The sequence below is a fragment of the Allobosea massiliensis genome, assembly GCF_042655245.1.
Taxonomy (GTDB): domain Bacteria; phylum Pseudomonadota; class Alphaproteobacteria; order Rhizobiales; family Beijerinckiaceae; genus Allobosea; species Allobosea massiliensis.
Map to the genome: position 1 here is coordinate 92196 of NZ_JBHSLU010000161.1, position 16134 is coordinate 108329.

At 62.1% G+C, this 16134-nt stretch carries 11 protein-coding genes and 1 pseudogene; 3 read left to right on the plus strand and 9 right to left on the minus strand.

The annotated features are described in order from the left end of the window. The 9 genes and pseudogenes from ACFPN9_RS29545 to ACFPN9_RS29585 all read right to left on the minus strand — a co-directional run. Positions 1–275: pseudogene (locus tag ACFPN9_RS29545) on the minus strand (hypothetical protein); the annotation flags it as partial. A 2-nt stretch (positions 276–277) separates the two neighbouring features. Next, positions 278–739: a hypothetical protein gene (locus tag ACFPN9_RS29550; protein ID WP_377818101.1), complete on the minus strand. Its 462-nt coding sequence runs from the start codon at positions 737–739 to the stop codon at positions 278–280. 85 nt (positions 740–824) lie between these two features. Then, positions 825–2783, minus strand: a complete 1959-nt coding sequence (locus ACFPN9_RS29555; RefSeq protein WP_377818102.1) for a hypothetical protein — start codon at positions 2781–2783, stop codon at positions 825–827. Beyond that, positions 2780–4342, minus strand: a complete 1563-nt coding sequence (locus ACFPN9_RS29560) for a site-specific integrase (RefSeq protein WP_377818103.1) — start codon at positions 4340–4342, stop codon at positions 2780–2782. Before ACFPN9_RS29560 ends, ACFPN9_RS29555 begins: the two co-directional genes overlap by 4 nt. After that, positions 4339–5556 carry a tyrosine-type recombinase/integrase gene (locus tag ACFPN9_RS29565; protein WP_377818104.1) on the minus strand — a complete coding sequence of 406 codons (1218 nt, stop codon included), beginning with the start codon at positions 5554–5556 and terminating at the stop codon, positions 4339–4341. Before ACFPN9_RS29565 ends, ACFPN9_RS29560 begins: the two co-directional genes overlap by 4 nt. Positions 5557–5707: 151 nt before the next feature. Continuing rightward, positions 5708–6247, minus strand: coding sequence for a single-stranded DNA-binding protein (gene ssb / locus ACFPN9_RS29570; protein WP_066719479.1), 540 nt, complete (start codon positions 6245–6247; stop codon positions 5708–5710). Positions 6248–6496: 249 nt separating this feature from the next. Then, positions 6497–7060, minus strand: a complete 564-nt coding sequence (locus ACFPN9_RS29575) for a DinB family protein (RefSeq protein WP_066719476.1) — start codon at positions 7058–7060, stop codon at positions 6497–6499. Positions 7061–7130: 70 nt separating this feature from the next. Then, complete coding sequence (locus ACFPN9_RS29580; protein ID WP_066719475.1) at positions 7131–7934, minus strand: DUF2189 domain-containing protein; 804 nt, start codon at positions 7932–7934, stop codon at positions 7131–7133. Positions 7935–8042: 108 nt separating this feature from the next. Continuing rightward, positions 8043–9275: an MFS transporter gene (locus ACFPN9_RS29585; protein WP_066719472.1), complete on the minus strand. Its 1233-nt coding sequence runs from the start codon at positions 9273–9275 to the stop codon at positions 8043–8045. Positions 9276–9492: 217 nt separating this feature from the next. Here ACFPN9_RS29585 and ACFPN9_RS29590 point away from each other — a divergent pair, with 217 nt between their 5' ends. The 3 genes from ACFPN9_RS29590 (at position 9493) to ACFPN9_RS29600 (ending at position 16040) form a co-directional block, all read left to right on the plus strand. Further along, a complete protein-coding gene (locus ACFPN9_RS29590) occupies positions 9493–10674 on the plus strand; it encodes a pyridoxal-phosphate-dependent aminotransferase family protein (protein ID WP_066719469.1) in 1182 nt (393 codons plus the stop codon). Between the two features lie 234 nt (positions 10675–10908). After that, positions 10909–13920 carry an excinuclease ABC subunit UvrA gene (uvrA, locus tag ACFPN9_RS29595; RefSeq protein ID WP_197426583.1) on the plus strand — a complete coding sequence of 1004 codons (3012 nt, stop codon included), beginning with the start codon at positions 10909–10911 and terminating at the stop codon, positions 13918–13920. Between the two features lie 224 nt (positions 13921–14144). Beyond that, positions 14145–16040, plus strand: a complete 1896-nt coding sequence (locus tag ACFPN9_RS29600) for a hypothetical protein (protein WP_377818105.1) — start codon at positions 14145–14147, stop codon at positions 16038–16040. Positions 16041–16134: the final 94 nt, after the last annotated feature.

Here is a 16134-nt window from a genome sequence, read left to right on the forward strand (position 1 = left end):
TTCCGAATGTCGCTGGACACCTCGGATGCAGCGTCGGTAGGCGCCGGCGCGTCGAGGCCGAGTTCGGCGACAGCCTCGGCTAGCAAGCGCTTCGCACCCGGGTTCTTATACAGGACCTGTCGATCGAACCCACAGGCCAGAGCGATCGCTGAGACGTTTGCGCGGCCATTGCGCTCTGGCAGCGGCTGCTTCTCATCCGATAATTGACGCAGATAGCGACGCAGTTTCTCCACGTTCTCCGCGCCGAGAGCAGCCCCGGAGAGTTCCTCGGTCACAGTCAGGTTCCCGCACGATCGATAGGAGGCATTGGGGCCTCGAGGTCGTTCTGGGTGAGGCCGCGAGCTGTCGCATTCCTGATCATGACGATAAACCGCTCCTCGTAGTGCGAGAGCTTCTCGCGCAGCGTCCGGTTCTCGGCATCACGATCTTCGATCTGGCGTCGCAACACGACGACCAATGGGTCTTTCGATGGCTTAGGGCTTTTCCTGAGATCGAGCTTTCGCTGCTGGAATGCATCGACGATCGCCTTGTGTCGATTAAGCCCTTGACGGGTCCAGCCGCCCTTCTCGACCTGAGCAGTCATTTTGACGAGTGCTTCCCAGGTCAATGGGATCGTGGTCGGCCAGTTTCTGATGAGCTGGCAGACACGTTGTACGGCCGCATCGTCGATCGCGCGACGTGGGCCGGTTCGCGGCTTCACCTTCCCGCGTCTTGTTTGCTTTCTGTCTGAGCCGGTCATCGATCGCCCCTGTCCGCGGCCGAACCGTAGTTGATTCTCGTATCGGCGGCAGGCTGCAAGTCCCATTGGTCAGCCTCGTCTCGGCCTAGTCACGCTGAAGCGAGGGCTGCACGAGTGTGCCCTCCGGTATCGTGGTGTCGCCATGCACGGCGATGACTGCTTGCAGATTGGCGGCCATGCGCTGATGAGCGACAACCCAACGCGACGCACCGTAGGTCTCATCGGCTGCCTCCTCCCGCGCCTTGGCGAGCAACCGTTCCGTTTCGCTGAGCAGCTGTTCCGCAGCTGCGCGCTGGCTGACGTCGCCCTTCACAACGAGATGCTCGTCACACCCCGCGCAGTCCCCGAAGGTGGGGCAAGGCATCATGCTCCAGTCGTGGATGCACTGGCCGATATCGGTCACGTGTGCGGTTGTGATCGTGGCTTCGCGGAACTGCTTACGATCTGCCGGAGGCAACCGATCCTGGACCTTTGCCAATGGGCCGCGGATGTCCCCGGCTTCAACCAAGGCCCGAACGCGCTTGGCCAGCTGCGCACCGGAGACGTGGTCATACGCTGCATTTTGCCAAACATCCTTGCGCCCAGACCACCGCGCAATTTCCATCTGGTTCATGCCGCCTTCTTGAGCCAACGTATTGAGCCAATGGCGGAACTGGTGCGTGTTCATACGGATTGGCTGGCCGTCAGCACCTTTGATGCCGAACTTTTCGAAGATCGAGGGCACGCCTGTTTTCCCGCCTATGAAGACGGATATCATGCCATCCGTGACCAAGCGAACTGAGCCAGGCAAGCTCGCCTTGTACGCGCTCATCATGTTCTCGGGGATCAGGAAGAGATAATCGTCCACCCTATGAAGCGATCCATCATCCGTGCCCGAGATTGCGGATCGGATTTGCGTTACGACATCCTTTTTGTAAGCGCCGAACTGGCTGCCTATGTTTACGCGAATGCCTCTTGACTTGAGCCATTGCTTGACGCCGGACTTGCTGTACCCGAGGATTACCTCAAGCTGATCGGCACTCACAAACTCGTCCATATCACCACGATCGAGGCCGGGAGCCGGGATGTAGCCGGGGTTTTGATGCATAAAGCGGACTGCATCCCTCGACGGGGCGGTGATACGTCGGACGTCACTGATCGCGCGCTTGGCCACGTCGACCAGAGCCGTAGGTATCCATTTCGGTAGCGGAGGCGCGCCTTTCTCGCCGAAGTACCGGATGCCATAGCGAACTATCTGCTTTCCGCCGCTGTCGAGCACCGGTTCGCCGTTCTCGAACGCGAGTTCCTCAACCTCGCAGTCAGCGGGAATGCTCAGCAGCTCGTTGATGCGCCAGCCGCCGCAGACCAGCAACTCGACCGCACGCATGCGAACGATGTCGGCTGGTTCAGTCACACGATTGGCGAGGTCCGCGAGCGCATCGAGCTCTTCCTCCTGTGGCAGCTTCTGAGCCCGACGGGCATCTGCGGCCTCACCAATCCGGACGTTGCTATCGTCCACGCGTGGGTTGGGGTTCTTGAAGTCGATTCTGGCTCTGCCGATGCCATACCGGTTCAGCCAATCGGCAATTTCGGCAAGCTTCTTGCCAAGAGCGTAGGCCGTCGCTCCCGTATCGGTCTCGCGAGATGCCTTCGCGGCGTTAGCGAAGTGATCAGAGAGAAGGCGGCAAGGATCGTATTCAATGTCCGCCATAACCGGCTCCAGGAACCGAGCCGCGCGGATGATGATCTGGTGGTCCTCAATGTGCTTTGGGGCCGCATCCTCGCGCTTCCGGACGAGCGCTTTTATGAAGTCGGCCAACGGCGACCGCAGTGGCACCCGATCCTCGCCTTTCCGATCTCCGGGCTTCGATTGCGTAAAATAGAGGGTCCTCACGCCGGTTCGAGAGCTCGACGCGCGTTTTTTCTTGATGGATTCGACCCGCCAGATCGGATCGTCGAAGTCCACAGGGCCAAAAGCGCTGAGTTGCCGAGCGCCTGCTATGAAGTTGGCCAGATTCTGCTGCGCATCGAGATTGCGCGCCGACGGAAGAGTGTGAAGGCTCATGCAGCTTCGCCTGCGCGAGCCGCCTCAATCCGCGAGATCACATCGCCGATTGCCAGGATCGTTGAGTCGTAGATCGCTACCATCCGACCATCCTGGCCGGCAGCCAGCTTCCGATCCCGCTTCGCCAGAAGGTCGTTCAGTATGACGTCGTGCGGACCATCCATCCAAGGTTGGAACTGAGCGCAGGTGTAGCAAGCGACAGGAGCCAAGAACCCGCAAAACGAGTGCTGCCCGCATGTGCCCAAACTGACGACCTGGTCGCTGGTCTTGTCGAGTGTCTTCACGCGGCTGCTGGGATCGTCCCCGCGAACGGCTTCGGGCTCGGCGCGCACGATCTTGCCGAGAAACGCCTGAGCGACAGGTCCGAGCGCCAGCGCCATGGCCTTATCGAGCGACTCCACGATGTCCGACTTGATGTCGAAGTAGACCTGGACGTTCTGCAGGTCCGTGTGATCGAGAAGGTCGGCGAGTTCTCGCTTACTGACACCTTCTCGGACCAGCCGCGTGGCATATGTGTAGCGCAAACGGCGGGGTGTGACTTCAAGTGGGCGCCCGGTGCGCGGCGAGATTACTTCTAGGCGATCCACTGCGTTCCGCACCATTGCCGTCAGCTCGGAGGCGTACAGGTGTCGAGCATATTCTGACAGCGGTCCGTCTTCGTCTGATCGAGGAGAGCCGCGAACGAACAGTGGCAAGGCATGATCGGAATCCCACCAACCTCGCGCTTCGCGTCGTCGGCGATTTTCATCCATTAAGTCGAGTACTACCTGACCGATTTCCTGATTGAGTTTTCGAAGCCGAAACTCGCGGCGCGGAGCCTCCGTGCGCTTCTTCACCCGCGGGACGTTGACATGGATAAACCGGCTCCCCTCTTCCTCAATCACGCTCACGTCGTCTTCACGAAGGAGAGCGAATTGGAGGGGGTTGCTGCCGAAGGCAATACATAGCCAGAGTGCGGCTAACTCTGCCAAAGTGATGGTATTTGACTGGCCCGCAGCTCTCAGCGCGTTCAGCAGAGCTGTGATCTCCAAGTCGTTTAAGGGCCCCTCGCCAGGGTCAAGCGAAAGAACCGCATGACCTTTTTGGTTTCCGCCAATGACCTTCTGATCAAGCTCGAAAGCCACCTCCTCGCTGAAGTGCGGACAGCCAAGGTCAACACAACAGCGATACCAGTGGCGAAGATAGTGGAGGCGCCAAGCCCCCCTTGGTCCAAAATAATCGCGCAGCTCCGAGAAGAATTCTGGTCCAATCCTACCAGCATTTTCGGACGATGCAATAATTGCAGGCGATCTCTCTAAATACACGAGTGTATCAAACGTATTTCTAACGTTATCCGGGGACCTCGACTTAATCAGTTTTGCGATAAAATCAGCCGTAGCTGATAGAATGTGGTCAGAAAGGAAGCGCAGCCGTCTCCAGTTGAGCGTCGACTGCTCTCCGACAGAATTCAACCTCCAAGACCAGCCTGATACGTCCACTGGGAGACCAGCGAGGTCATTTATCGAGTTTCCAGATCGAAAGGGACGGAAATTCTCTGAACTCCGGGTGACAGAAATCACCGCGATTTTCCCACGCTGCTCTTATCCTGCATGCTCAGCATCACCTTTTCAGCGCGCTTGCGCGTGTGCCGTTGTGTATATTTGTCTCCCTGCTGGGAGTCCTTCGTCCAACCCATAGTATAGTTCCGCGCCTGCTTCTCGTGCTCTTCGCTGATCCCTTGCGCATCCGCAGCGGCCGAGAAACGATCGTTGGCGGTGTTTCTTAGCACATGAGGCACAAGCTCTTTAGGTAAGCCGCCGATTCTTTTGCGCAACAGATCAAACATGTCGTTCACCGTCCGAAGGCCCAACGGGCGACCTGTACGAGCGACAAAGACGTAGGGCGTCTTTCGTGCTTCACCGTAGCGACTGCGATCGCGGCGAACTCCCATCCAACGAAGCAAGAGCTGGGCAAGCTCAGCGCTAATCGGAATGTCGCGCGGCAAGGTTTTGACGCGAGGCTCGATTTGACGGGGATCTCCAGGATCGTCAGGGTCACGGATGACCCTGACTTGAGGAGAGCTACTCCCGAGAGCGATGAGGTGCTCCCCCTTCAACTTCAGTGCCTCAGCCCGTCGCATGCCTGTCTCGTAGTAGAGCAGCAAGAGCGCTTCGTTTCTCAGCTGATGTTGGTCCTGGAACGGATTGAGCGGATTGCCCGACTTGATCGCCTGGAGGAACAGTGCCTGCGCGGCCTCGTCGATACCCTCCCGGCCAACGGAACGGCCCCGCGGAAGGTTCTCCAGCATCAGCCGCTCGAACTGCTCGATGCGTCGACGGCCTTCAGGAAGGCGGGTGTCGCCTAACCGCATGCGCATCAGCGCACTGCGAGCATGCCAGAGGATGAATTCAGCCACGAACCGGCATCGATTATAAAAGCTACCGGCCCCGATTGTAGCTGGTCGGGCTCTTGCCTCGACCGAAGTTTCTCGTTTGACGCGCAGCCGGAGATTGTCGCGAAGATCGATGATTTCCGAGGGCGAGATCAACTCCAGCGTTTCAAACCGAGCTCGAAGATCGATGCCGCGCGCGACGGCCCAATTCATCAGAAGCGCGATTGCGCGGAGATGGGCCTCCATCGTACCGGCAGAGCCTTCCCGGGCTCGCAGGACGTGCACCGCGTAGATCGTCGGATCGAACGCTAGAATGCCGGCATCATCGACAACGCGCGGAAAGCGCTCGCCCGATCGAAACCGGCCTTGCTTTACGTGGAAAGGCGCAACTTCCTGATACATTCCAGCCCCTTAGGGGCTCTCGGTTTACAAAACCAAGAGCCCGCATATTGCAACAAGGGGCTGGTTGCATTTCTCTGAACAAACCGATCCGATTTCGTCAATTGGGTCAGATTGTTACGAGTACAGTTTACAAACTCATAAGTACCGCATTTTAGAACGGGATGTCGTCGTCGAGATGGCTCGAGGAGGAGCGCCCGCCGCCGCCACCGCCGGCCATCGCCGGCTGGCGCGAACCGCCGCCACCGCCGCCCATCGGGCCCGAGCGACCGAAGGACGAGCCGGAGGAGCGATCCTCCATCATGCCGCCGCCCTCGCCATATTCGTCAGAGCCGCCCTGGCCGCGGCTGTCGAGGATGGTGAGTTCGCCGCGATAGCGCTGCAGCACGATCTCGGTGGTGTATTTCTCGACGCCCGACTGGTCCTGCCATTTGCGGGTCTGGAGCTGGCCCTCGATATAGATCTTCGAGCCCTTCTTCAGATACTGCTCGGCGACCTTGGCGAGGTTCTCGTTGAAGATCACGACCGAGTGCCACTCGGTGCGCTCCTTCTTCTCGCCCGACTGCTTGTCGCGCCAGGTTTCCGAGGTGGCGATGCGCAGATTGACGACCGGCTCGCCCGAGCCGAGGCGGCGGACCTCCGGGTCGCGCCCGAGATTGCCGACCAGAATGACCTTGTTGACGCTACCAGCCATGAGAGGCTCCATTTCCTGCGCACTTCGAAACCGGCCCGCGACCGGAGCAGGACCCTACCGGCCGACCGCCTCACTATCAATGATGTTCTTGTTTTGTTCAAGGGCCCTCCGCGGGGTTGTCCCCTGTTTTCGGCGGAGCCAACAGGATCGCCGCGCCCGCCTGAGCGTGTTGCGCAGAAGCGACAAGCGCGCAGCGGCGCCACGGTATGACGGCGTGGTCCCGTGCAAGAACGGAGTGGCTAGACGGCGTCAGCCCTCCCCCCACACCCGCGCCTCGCTGATCCCCAGCGCGGCGAACTCCCCGGCCCGCAGCTCCGCCTCGCCCACCGAAAAGAACTCGTCGAGCTGCGGCGGCGGCGCCGAGCTGCCGCTGAGCATGGCATGGGCCTGGCCGCGATGGTGGATCTGGTGCTGGAACAGATGCAGCAGCAGCCGGTCGAGCCGTTCGTGCTGGATGCGCGCGCCGCGATGCACGCTGACGATCCGCTCCAGCCCGTCATGACCCGCCGCCGCCTCGACCACGGCGATCAGCCGCCGGTCCATCGCCTTCTGCGCGGCCTGAAGCTCGGGCAGCGTGGCGCAGGGCTCGCGGTTCGCCCAGGCGACGGGGCCGAGCGTCCCGCCCTCCATCGCGTCGACATAGAAATGATCGATGATCAGGATGTGGTTGAGCGTCGCCCGCAGGCTCGGGAAGAACCCGGTGCGCGGCGCCACCCACTCCGCCGCCGAGAGCGCCGAACAGGCACTGAGCAGCCGGTGATTGGCCCAGAGATTGTTGAAAGCCATCGCCCGGTAGGGTCGCAACACGTCCATGGTCGGTCCTCCTGCCCGCGGACACTGACAGCAGGCGCGTGTCGCGTCATGTCAGCAGGCGGAAGACGGCTCAGGCCGCGGGCTCGACCACCCGCCGGTAGAGATGCCAGGTCGCATGGCCGAGCACCGGCAGCAGCACGACGAGGCCGAGAAAGGCCGGCAGCATCGCCACCAGACACAGCGCCGCGATCGCCGCCGCAAAGCCCAGCATCGGCACCGGATTAGTCGAGACGGCCCGCACGCTGGTGATCATCGCGGTGATGAAATCGACCTCGCGGTCGAGCAGCAGCGGAAAGGAAATCACCGTCAGCGAGAACAGGATCGTCGCCAGCACCGCCCCGACGACATGGCCGACGGCGAGGAACATCAGTCCTTCCGCCGTCGAGGTGATGACGGTCAAAAAGCCCATGAAGCTGGAGAAGGACTGGAATCCGAGGAACAGCGCCAGCAGCAGCCGCACCTGGTAGAGCCACATCATCATCACGAACAACGTGACGAAGGCCATCCAGCCCAGTTCCCGCTGGCTCTGGGCGAAGACGACGCCGAGCACCGGCCCCCAGCCTAGCGGCTCCCCCGCCTCGCGCCGCCGCGACACCTCATAGAGCCCCACCGCCACGAAGGGGCCGATCAGCACGAAGCCCGCCGCCAGCGGATAGGCGAGATAGGGCAGGCCGAAGCGCGTCAGCGACATCAGGATGGCGAGCCCGCCCAACGCATAGAGCCCGCCGAAGAACAGCCCGAACAGCGGCGCCGCCTGGAAATCCCGCAAGCCCGCGACGAAGGCTTCGACCACGTCATGGACGCCGATGCGCCGCACCACCGGGTCCGGCCGCCGCGGCTCCACCGCTCCGCTCCCGCTCCGAATCTCGTCCATGGCCTCTCCCCCGCTTTCGCCTCCGGCACGAGGCCGGGGCCTGGCTTTTGGGAGTCAGCCTAGCGCGAGCAGCGCGGCGCGCATTGGGGCAGATCAATCCGGCCGGCCTCAGTGCCCCGAAGCGGTTGGGCCTTCGGGAGCGAGCCGCGGCAGGAACCAGGCGAGCAGCCCGATCGCCGGCAGGAAGGCGCAGAGATGATAGACCGCGTCGATGCCGATGCGGTCGGCGAGTTCGCCCAGCATCGCGGCGGCGAGCCCGCCGAGGCCGAAGGACAGCCCGTAGAACAGCCCGCCGACGAGGCCGATCCGGCCGGGCATCAGCTCCATCGCATAGATCAGAATCGCCGCGAAGGCGCTCGACATGATCAGGTTGATCACGATCGTCAGGACGCCGGTCCAGACCAGATCGACATGCGGCAGCACCAGCGTGAAGGGCAGCGCCCCCAGGATCGAGAACCAGATGATCTTGTTGCGGCCGATCCGGTCTCCGAGAATGCCGCCGAATATCGCCCCGGCGGCCGAGGAGGCCAGGAACAGGAACAGCATGACCTGCGAGGTCTGCACGCTGACCCCGAATTTCCCGATCAGATAGAAGGTGTAGAACGAGCTGAAGCTCTGCGAATAGGCGTTCTTCGAGAACAGCAGGATGACCAGCACCGTCGCCGCGAAGGCGACCGCTGCCGCCGAGCGCACCGGCGTCGCGGGCCCCGTCGCGGCCTTGGCCGCGGGCGCGGCCGCCGCTTTCTGGCGCTGCAGCTCGGCATAGCGCCCGGCCGTCCAGGTCATCAGCACCATGGCGAGCAGGGCCGTGGCCGAGAACCAGGCCAGGCTCGCCTGCCCGCGCGGCACGATGATGAAGGCCGCGAGCAGCGGCCCCAGCGCGCCGCCCGTCTGGCCGCCGACCTGGAAGATGCCCTGCGCCAACCCGTGCCGCCCGCCCGAGGCGTTGCGCGCCATGCGGGTCGCTTCCGGGTGGAAGATCGAGGAGCCCAGCCCGACGCAACCCGCCGAGATCAGCAGCAGCCCATAGCTGCCGGCATAGGCGAGGCCGATCAGCCCGATGAGGGTGAAGCCCATGCCGACGACCATCGAATAGGGCATCGGGTTCTTGTCGGTATAGGCGCCGACCAGGGGCTGGAACAGCGAGGCCGTGATCTGGAAGGTCAGGGTGATCAGACCGATCTGGCCGAAATCCAGCCCATAGGCCGTCTTGATGATCGGATAGATCGCCGGGATCAGCGACTGCATCATGTCGTTGAGCAGATGCGTCGCGCTGAGCGCGATCAGCACCGGCATGGCGGCGCCCTGGGCGATCCGGGCGGTGGGCGTGGTGGCGGTCATATCCGAGGCGTGTCCGGTTCGAGCCAGGCCAGAGCTTCAAGCCTTTGAACCCGCGCGCGCTCGCAAGCCAGCGAAATATTGGCAGGGGCGCCATGCACGCCTCCGGCAGCACCGGAATGCCCCTGCGGCGTGCACGGCTCTTGCTTGTGGCCGGGCGCTGTCGTTATGGCGACGACAGACCCGCCCACTCCCCGCCTCCACACAGGATTCCCGTCAGATGAGCGTCGCCAACGGCCGGCACATCCTCGCGATGCCGGGGCCGACCAATATTCCCGACCGCGTGCTCCAGGCGATGATGCGCCCCGCGGAGGAGCTCGCCTCGAAGACGATCGTCGATCTGACCGAGTCCGTCCTGGCGGATCTGAAGCGCATCTTCCGCACCACCGGCGAGACCTTCGTCTACGCCGCCAACGGCCATGGCGGCTGGGAGGCGGCGCTGACCAATGTGCTGTCGCGCGGCGACAAGGTGCTGGTGCTGGCGAGCGGGCGCTTCGCCATCGGCTGGGGCGAGATGGCGGCCTTCATGGGTGCCGATGTCGAAGTGCTGCCGGGCAGCTGGCGCGCCGCGATCGACCCCGCCGCCGTCGAGGCCCGTCTGCGCGCCGATGACGCCCACGCCATCAAGGCCGTGCTGATGGTGCAGATCGACACCGCCTCGGGCGTCGTCAACGACGTGCCGGCGGTCCGCCGCGCCATCGACGCCGCCGGCCACCCGGCCCTATTCATGGTGGATGGCGTCGCCTCGGTCGGCTGCATGCCCTTTGAGATGGATTCCTGGGGCGTCGATGTCGCCATGTCGGCCTCCCAGAAGGGGCTGATGACTTCGCCGGGGCTGGCTTTCGTGGCCGCGAACGAGAAGGCCATCGCCGCCCACAAGTCCGCGACGATGAAGACGCTGTACTGGGACTGGTCGTCCCGCATGAACACGCTGGCCTATATGAAGCATTGCGGCACGGCGCCGGAGCATCTGCTCTTCGGCCTGCGCGCGGCGCTGGACATGATCTTCGAGGAAGGGCTCGAAGCCGTATGGGAGCGCCACCGCCTGCTCGCCGGCGCGACCCATGCTGCCGTCGCGCGCTGGGCCGAGGGCCAGGCCGTGACCTTCAACATCACCGACCCGCTCCAGCGCGCGCCGTCAGTGACGCCGGTGCTGGTCCAAGGCATCGAGACCGCCACCCTCACGGACTTCGCCCGCGATGTCGGCGGCGTCTCGCTCGGCCTCGGCATCGGCGAGCTCGGTGGCAAGGCCTTCCGCATCGCCCATATGGGCCATGTCAACGCGCCGACCGTGCTCGGCACGCTCGCCGTCGTCGAGATGACGCTGCAGGCCAAGGGCGTGCCTCATGGCGCGGGCGGCGTCGATGCGGCGGTGGCCTATTTGGGGGCCGCGACGGCCTGAAGCGCTTCGCGCGTCCCAGTTCCAAGCCCTCATCCTGAGGAGCGCTCCACGGGAGCGCTCCTCAGGATGAGGGCTTTGGTGTCGCCCGCTCCTGCCATCCCCTGTCAGCAGCACCCGCTGCGACCCCGCGCCGCTGGCGCTGTGCGTGATAGACATTGCCGCCGCCTGCCGGCCGGTCTGGCGTGGCGCGGCATTTGCCCTATCTCTACGGCTCATCCCTCTCCGGACGCCCCCATGGCTCGCAAACCCTCCTCCGGCGCCAAAACTTCGTCGGGCCAGACCTCGTCCGGCAACAAGACCTCGCTCGCCGACCAGGCCGCCGCGCTGGAGGCGATGTTCGACGAGGCCCGCCGCACCGACTCGCGCATGATTACCGTGCGCGGCGCCCGCGAGCACAATCTCAAGAACGTCGATCTCGCGATTCCGCGCGACAAGCTCGTCGTCTTCACCGGGCTCTCGGGCTCGGGCAAATCCTCGCTCGCCTTCGATACGATCTATGCCGAAGGCCAGCGCCGCTATGTCGAGAGCCTCTCGGCCTATGCCCGCCAGTTCCTCGAGATGATGAGCAAGCCCGATGTCGACCAGATCGACGGGCTCTCGCCGGCGATCTCGATCGAGCAGAAGACGACCTCGAAGAACCCGCGCTCCACCGTCGGCACCGTCACCGAGATCCACGACTACATGCGCCTGCTCTGGGCGCGCGCGGGCATCCCCTATTCGCCCGCCACCGGCCTGCCGATCGAGAGCCAGACCGTGCAGCAGATGGTCGACCGGCTGGTCGAGCTGCCGGAGAAGACGCGCGGCTACCTGCTCGCCCCCGTCGTGCGCGGCCGCAAGGGCGAGTTCCGCAAGGAGATGGCGGAGTGGCTGAAGCGCGGCTTCCAGCGCGTCAAGATCAATGGCGAGTTCGTCGAGATCCCCGATGCGCCCGCGCTCGACAAGAAGTTCAAGCATGACATCGACGTCGTCGTCGATCGCCTTGTGATCAGGCCCGATCTCGGCGCCCGCCTCGCCGACTCGCTGGAGCAGGCGCTGGACCTCACCGACGGCATCGCCGTCTTCGAATATGCCGACGAGAAGGAGGAGGACGGCTCGCCGCGCCGCATCGTCTTCTCCTCGAAATTCGCCTGCCCGGTCTCCGGCTTCACCATTCCCGAGATCGAGCCGCGCCTGTTCTCCTTCAACAACCCCTTCGGCGCCTGCCCGGCCTGCGACGGCCTCGGCCACGAGATGCGCATCGACCCGGACATGATCGTCCCGGATTCCTCGCTCAGCCTGAAGAAGGGCGCCATCGCCCCCTGGGCCAAGTCGACCTCGCCCTATTACGGCCAGACGCTGGAGGCGCTCGCCCGCCATCTCGGCTTCTCGATGACCAAGCCCTGGGCCGAGCTTCCCGACAGCGCCAAGATCTCGATCCTCTACGGCACCGGCGCCGAGCCGGTGCGCATGGCCTATAATGACGGCCTGCGCGCCTATGAGGTGAGGAAGCCCTTCGAGGGCGTCATCACCAATATGGAGCGGCGCTGGAAGGAGACGGAGTCGGACTGGGCCCGCGAGGAGATCGGCCGCTTCATGTCCGAGACGCCGTGCAAGGCCTGCCAGGGCTTCCGCCTCAAGCCCGAGGCGCTCGCGGTCAAGATCGACGGCTGCCATATCGGCGAGATCTCGCGGCTCTCGGTCAAGGACGCGCTCGACTGGGTCACCCGCCTGCCCTCGCGCCTCAGCCAGAAGCAGAACGAGATCGCCCCGCGCATCCTCAAGGAGATCCGCGACCGGCTGACCTTCCTGCTCGATGTAGGCCTCGAATATCTGACGCTCGCCCGCGCCTCGGGCACGCTCTCGGGCGGCGAGAGCCAGCGCATCCGCCTCGCCAGCCAGATCGGCTCCGGCCTCACCGGCGTGCTCTATGTGCTCGACGAGCCCTCGATCGGCCTGCACCAGCGCGACAATGAGCGGCTGCTCGGCACGCTGCGCCGCCTGCGCGACCTCGGCAACACCGTCATCGTCGTCGAGCATGACGAGGACGCGATCCTCACCGCCGATTACGTCGTCGATGTCGGCCCCGGCGCCGGCATCCATGGCGGGCGCATCGTCGCCCAGGGCACGCCGCAGCAGATCCTCGACAATCCCGACTCGCTGACCGGCAAATACCTCACCGGCGAGCTCTCGGTCGCGGTGCCCGTGCGCCGCCGCAAGGCCCAGAAGGGCCGCTCGCTGAAAATCGTCGGTGCGCGCGGCAACAACCTGAAGAATGTCTCGGTCGAGATCCCGCTCGGGCTGTTCACCTGCATCACCGGCGTCTCGGGGGGCGGCAAGTCGACGCTGGTCATCGACACGCTCTACAAGGCGGTGGCGCGCAAGCTCAACGGCGCGATCGACCACCCCGCCCCGCATGACCGCATCGAGGGCATCGAGCATCTCGACAAGGTCATCGACATCGACCAGTCGCCGATCGGCCGCACCCCGCGCTCCAACCCCGCGACCTATACGGGCGCCTTCACGCCGATCCGGGACTGGTTCTCCGGCCTGCCCGAGGCCAAGGCGCGCGGCTATCAGCCGGGCCGGTTCTCGTTCAACGTCAAGGGCGGCCGCTGCGAGGCCTGCCAGGGCGACGGCGTCATCAAGATCGAGATGCACTTCCTGCCGGATGTCTACGTCACCTGCGACGTCTGCAAGGGCAAGCGCTACGACCGCGAGACGCTGGAGGTGAAATACCGCGACCACTCCATCGCCGACGTGCTCGACATGTCGGTCGAGGAGGCCAAGGATCTGTTCAAGGCCGTGCCCTCGATCCGCGACAAGATGGAGACGCTCGCCCGCGTCGGCCTCGACTATGTCAAGGTCGGCCAGCAGGCCACGACGCTCTCGGGCGGCGAGGCCCAGCGCGTGAAACTCTCGAAGGAGCTCTCCAAGCGCGCCACCGGCCGCACCCTCTACATCCTGGACGAGCCGACCACCGGCCTGCATTTCCACGACGTCGCCAAGCTGATGGAGGTGCTGCACGAGCTGGTCGAGCAGGGCAATTCCGTCGTCGTCATCGAGCACAACCTCGAAGTGGTGAAGACGGCCGACTGGGTGATCGACATGGGCCCCGAGGGCGGCGACGGCGGCGGCGTCGTGGTGGCCGAGGGCACGCCCGAGGCCATCGTCAAGGCCGGCAAGGGCCACACCGCCCGCTTCCTCAAGGAGGTGCTGGAGCGCCGGCCGATTGCGAAGGGCAAGGCGGTGCGGGAGGCGGCGGAGTAAAGCTGGGTTGACATCGCGCTACCGCCCAAAACGACGAAGTTCGCAATCGACCGGTATCCAGGACAAATGGCCTGAATTTGATCTTCAAAAGACCTGTTACTAAATAGAAACTAAACGCACACAGGAGCCGCTGGGTATGCTCAGATGGCAAGGCAGGGTTGATTTGTGTACATTAGGGTACACAACCAAATCTACAGAATAGCCCTCTTGAAGGCAATAAATCCATGCGTGTCAGCCGCGGTGTTTTCGATACCGATCAGGTCAATCGTAGCAAAATGAGATTTCCTGCCTCTGAATTGATGCGGGCTCATCAAAATCATCGGCGTGAGTGTCAAGCAAGAGGCGTCCGTTGCGGGACACCTTGTAATCTACAGCACGACATGCATCGATTAATTGGTTGGAGCTGCGAGCTGGGGCTCTACCTCGACAGCGAGATGGTTCGCGTCCTAGGACAAATTGAGGAACCAGAAAATGAGACAGAGAGGGCGCAACTCCGATCCATAGCGGAGTCTTACTGGACCGCGTTTCACCATGGCGCTGTCCCTTTACAGGCTGAAATCCTGAAGCGAGCGGAGATCGCGGAATCTTTGGGAGCACGGTCGCTTCAGCTTGAAGCGGCAGTAGTAGAAAAGCAGGGCATCGCTGCCACACTTTATCCTGAGCTTTTTATTCCGGGGGTAGGCAAGGTCGACAAAGACGGACTTGCGGACTATCGCGATGTAATAGACCGTATGACAGAAATACAACCAGGCATTTTCCATGATACAGATCGCGACTTATTGCTTTTCGCCCATCGTTTTTTTCGACGAAGCCTATCACATCGCAACAAGCTCAATGTAGATTTTCTTCAGAAATTTGCAACAATTGCCGCCACCCAACCTGGTCTTCGAGTTAGATTACGACTCGATCCAGATATCATTGGGCACCCTGACAGCGTCAGGAATATAGTTGAGCTTGAATATTGGCGTGGACCTCTATACGATGACGATATCGCTAATATCAAGAATGGCGTTGCCGAACACAAAGCTGACGAGCGCACTCGAAAGTTTGAGGGCATTGATCGCACCCATGTTTGGTGGAAATCGCCCGAGACGCGAGATGGAGATGAAGAGCGCCGTAGTGAATTCAGGACCTTTGAAATCGAAGAATTGATAGAAAATCCGTCGGCAGGCTTAGGAGATGATCAATTTGGCTGCAGGTATGCCCATGCAGAGTTCTCCGCCGAAGAAGATGCTATTACCCACTTCGATGGGGCCATTAGAGCCTACCCTGCGGACGACTATTTGAAGCGAATAGATGCCTCTATCGATCGAGCGGGCAAGCGTTCTGAGTACACCAAACTCTTCCGCTTGGATAACGCTTTGCCCATCAAAGATTGGAAAGAGATTCTTACAGCCTATTTCCGAGGTAACAATCTTATTCCTGAGTATTTTCGCGGCTCAACAGATACAGATATCGCTACAGAACAAGGATCAGATCAAAACATCATAAAGGATATCAAATCAGATTCTCCAGATATTGCAGCGCTCGTCACTCTTGCAGAGGGCACACTGAGCGGACCGCCCATTCAATTTTTCTTGGATCAATTTTTTGAAATGGGCGGACACGAAATTTACTACCTCGAAGTAGGCGTCGGTCAAGTGGCCCAACGCCTTCGCGCAATGTTCGACTTGAGTACCGTACCAACCACGGGCTTTCGGGACGGGATACTAAATCTTCCCCGTATTGCATTCGTGCCGGATGGCGACCTCAAGACAACCTTCGACGGATTTGTCACCGTCTTAGCCGACGCTTTGTCTGCCGATGTTGAGACGGGAATCACTCAGCGCGCTGCGGTACCTGTCACGTGGGAAGACGATGGAATGCTAGTAACCCTCGCGGTAGCTGGCAAAGCGGATAAAGTTGCCGCCGTTTTAGAGCGATTACCTAACTTAATCGATCCGCGGCAGCCTCCATCAGAGTGGATTGAAGCGCTATCAGGCACGATAAAAGCAATAGCGCCGAAGCAGCCGAGCGAGGTCATGTGGGACGGGGTGAGCCGGGGCATCTTGGAGATCAAAAGATTTGGGGAGGTCGAACAACAAATGCAACTTCCCGACGATCTCATTCGAAAACTGTGAAGCCGCCCCCTAATTGACCGGACACGCCCTCCCACTTCCGTAAGGGGTAGGAGTAATGTCGTGTCCATGACTGGTTCGATATCGAAGAGTGAGG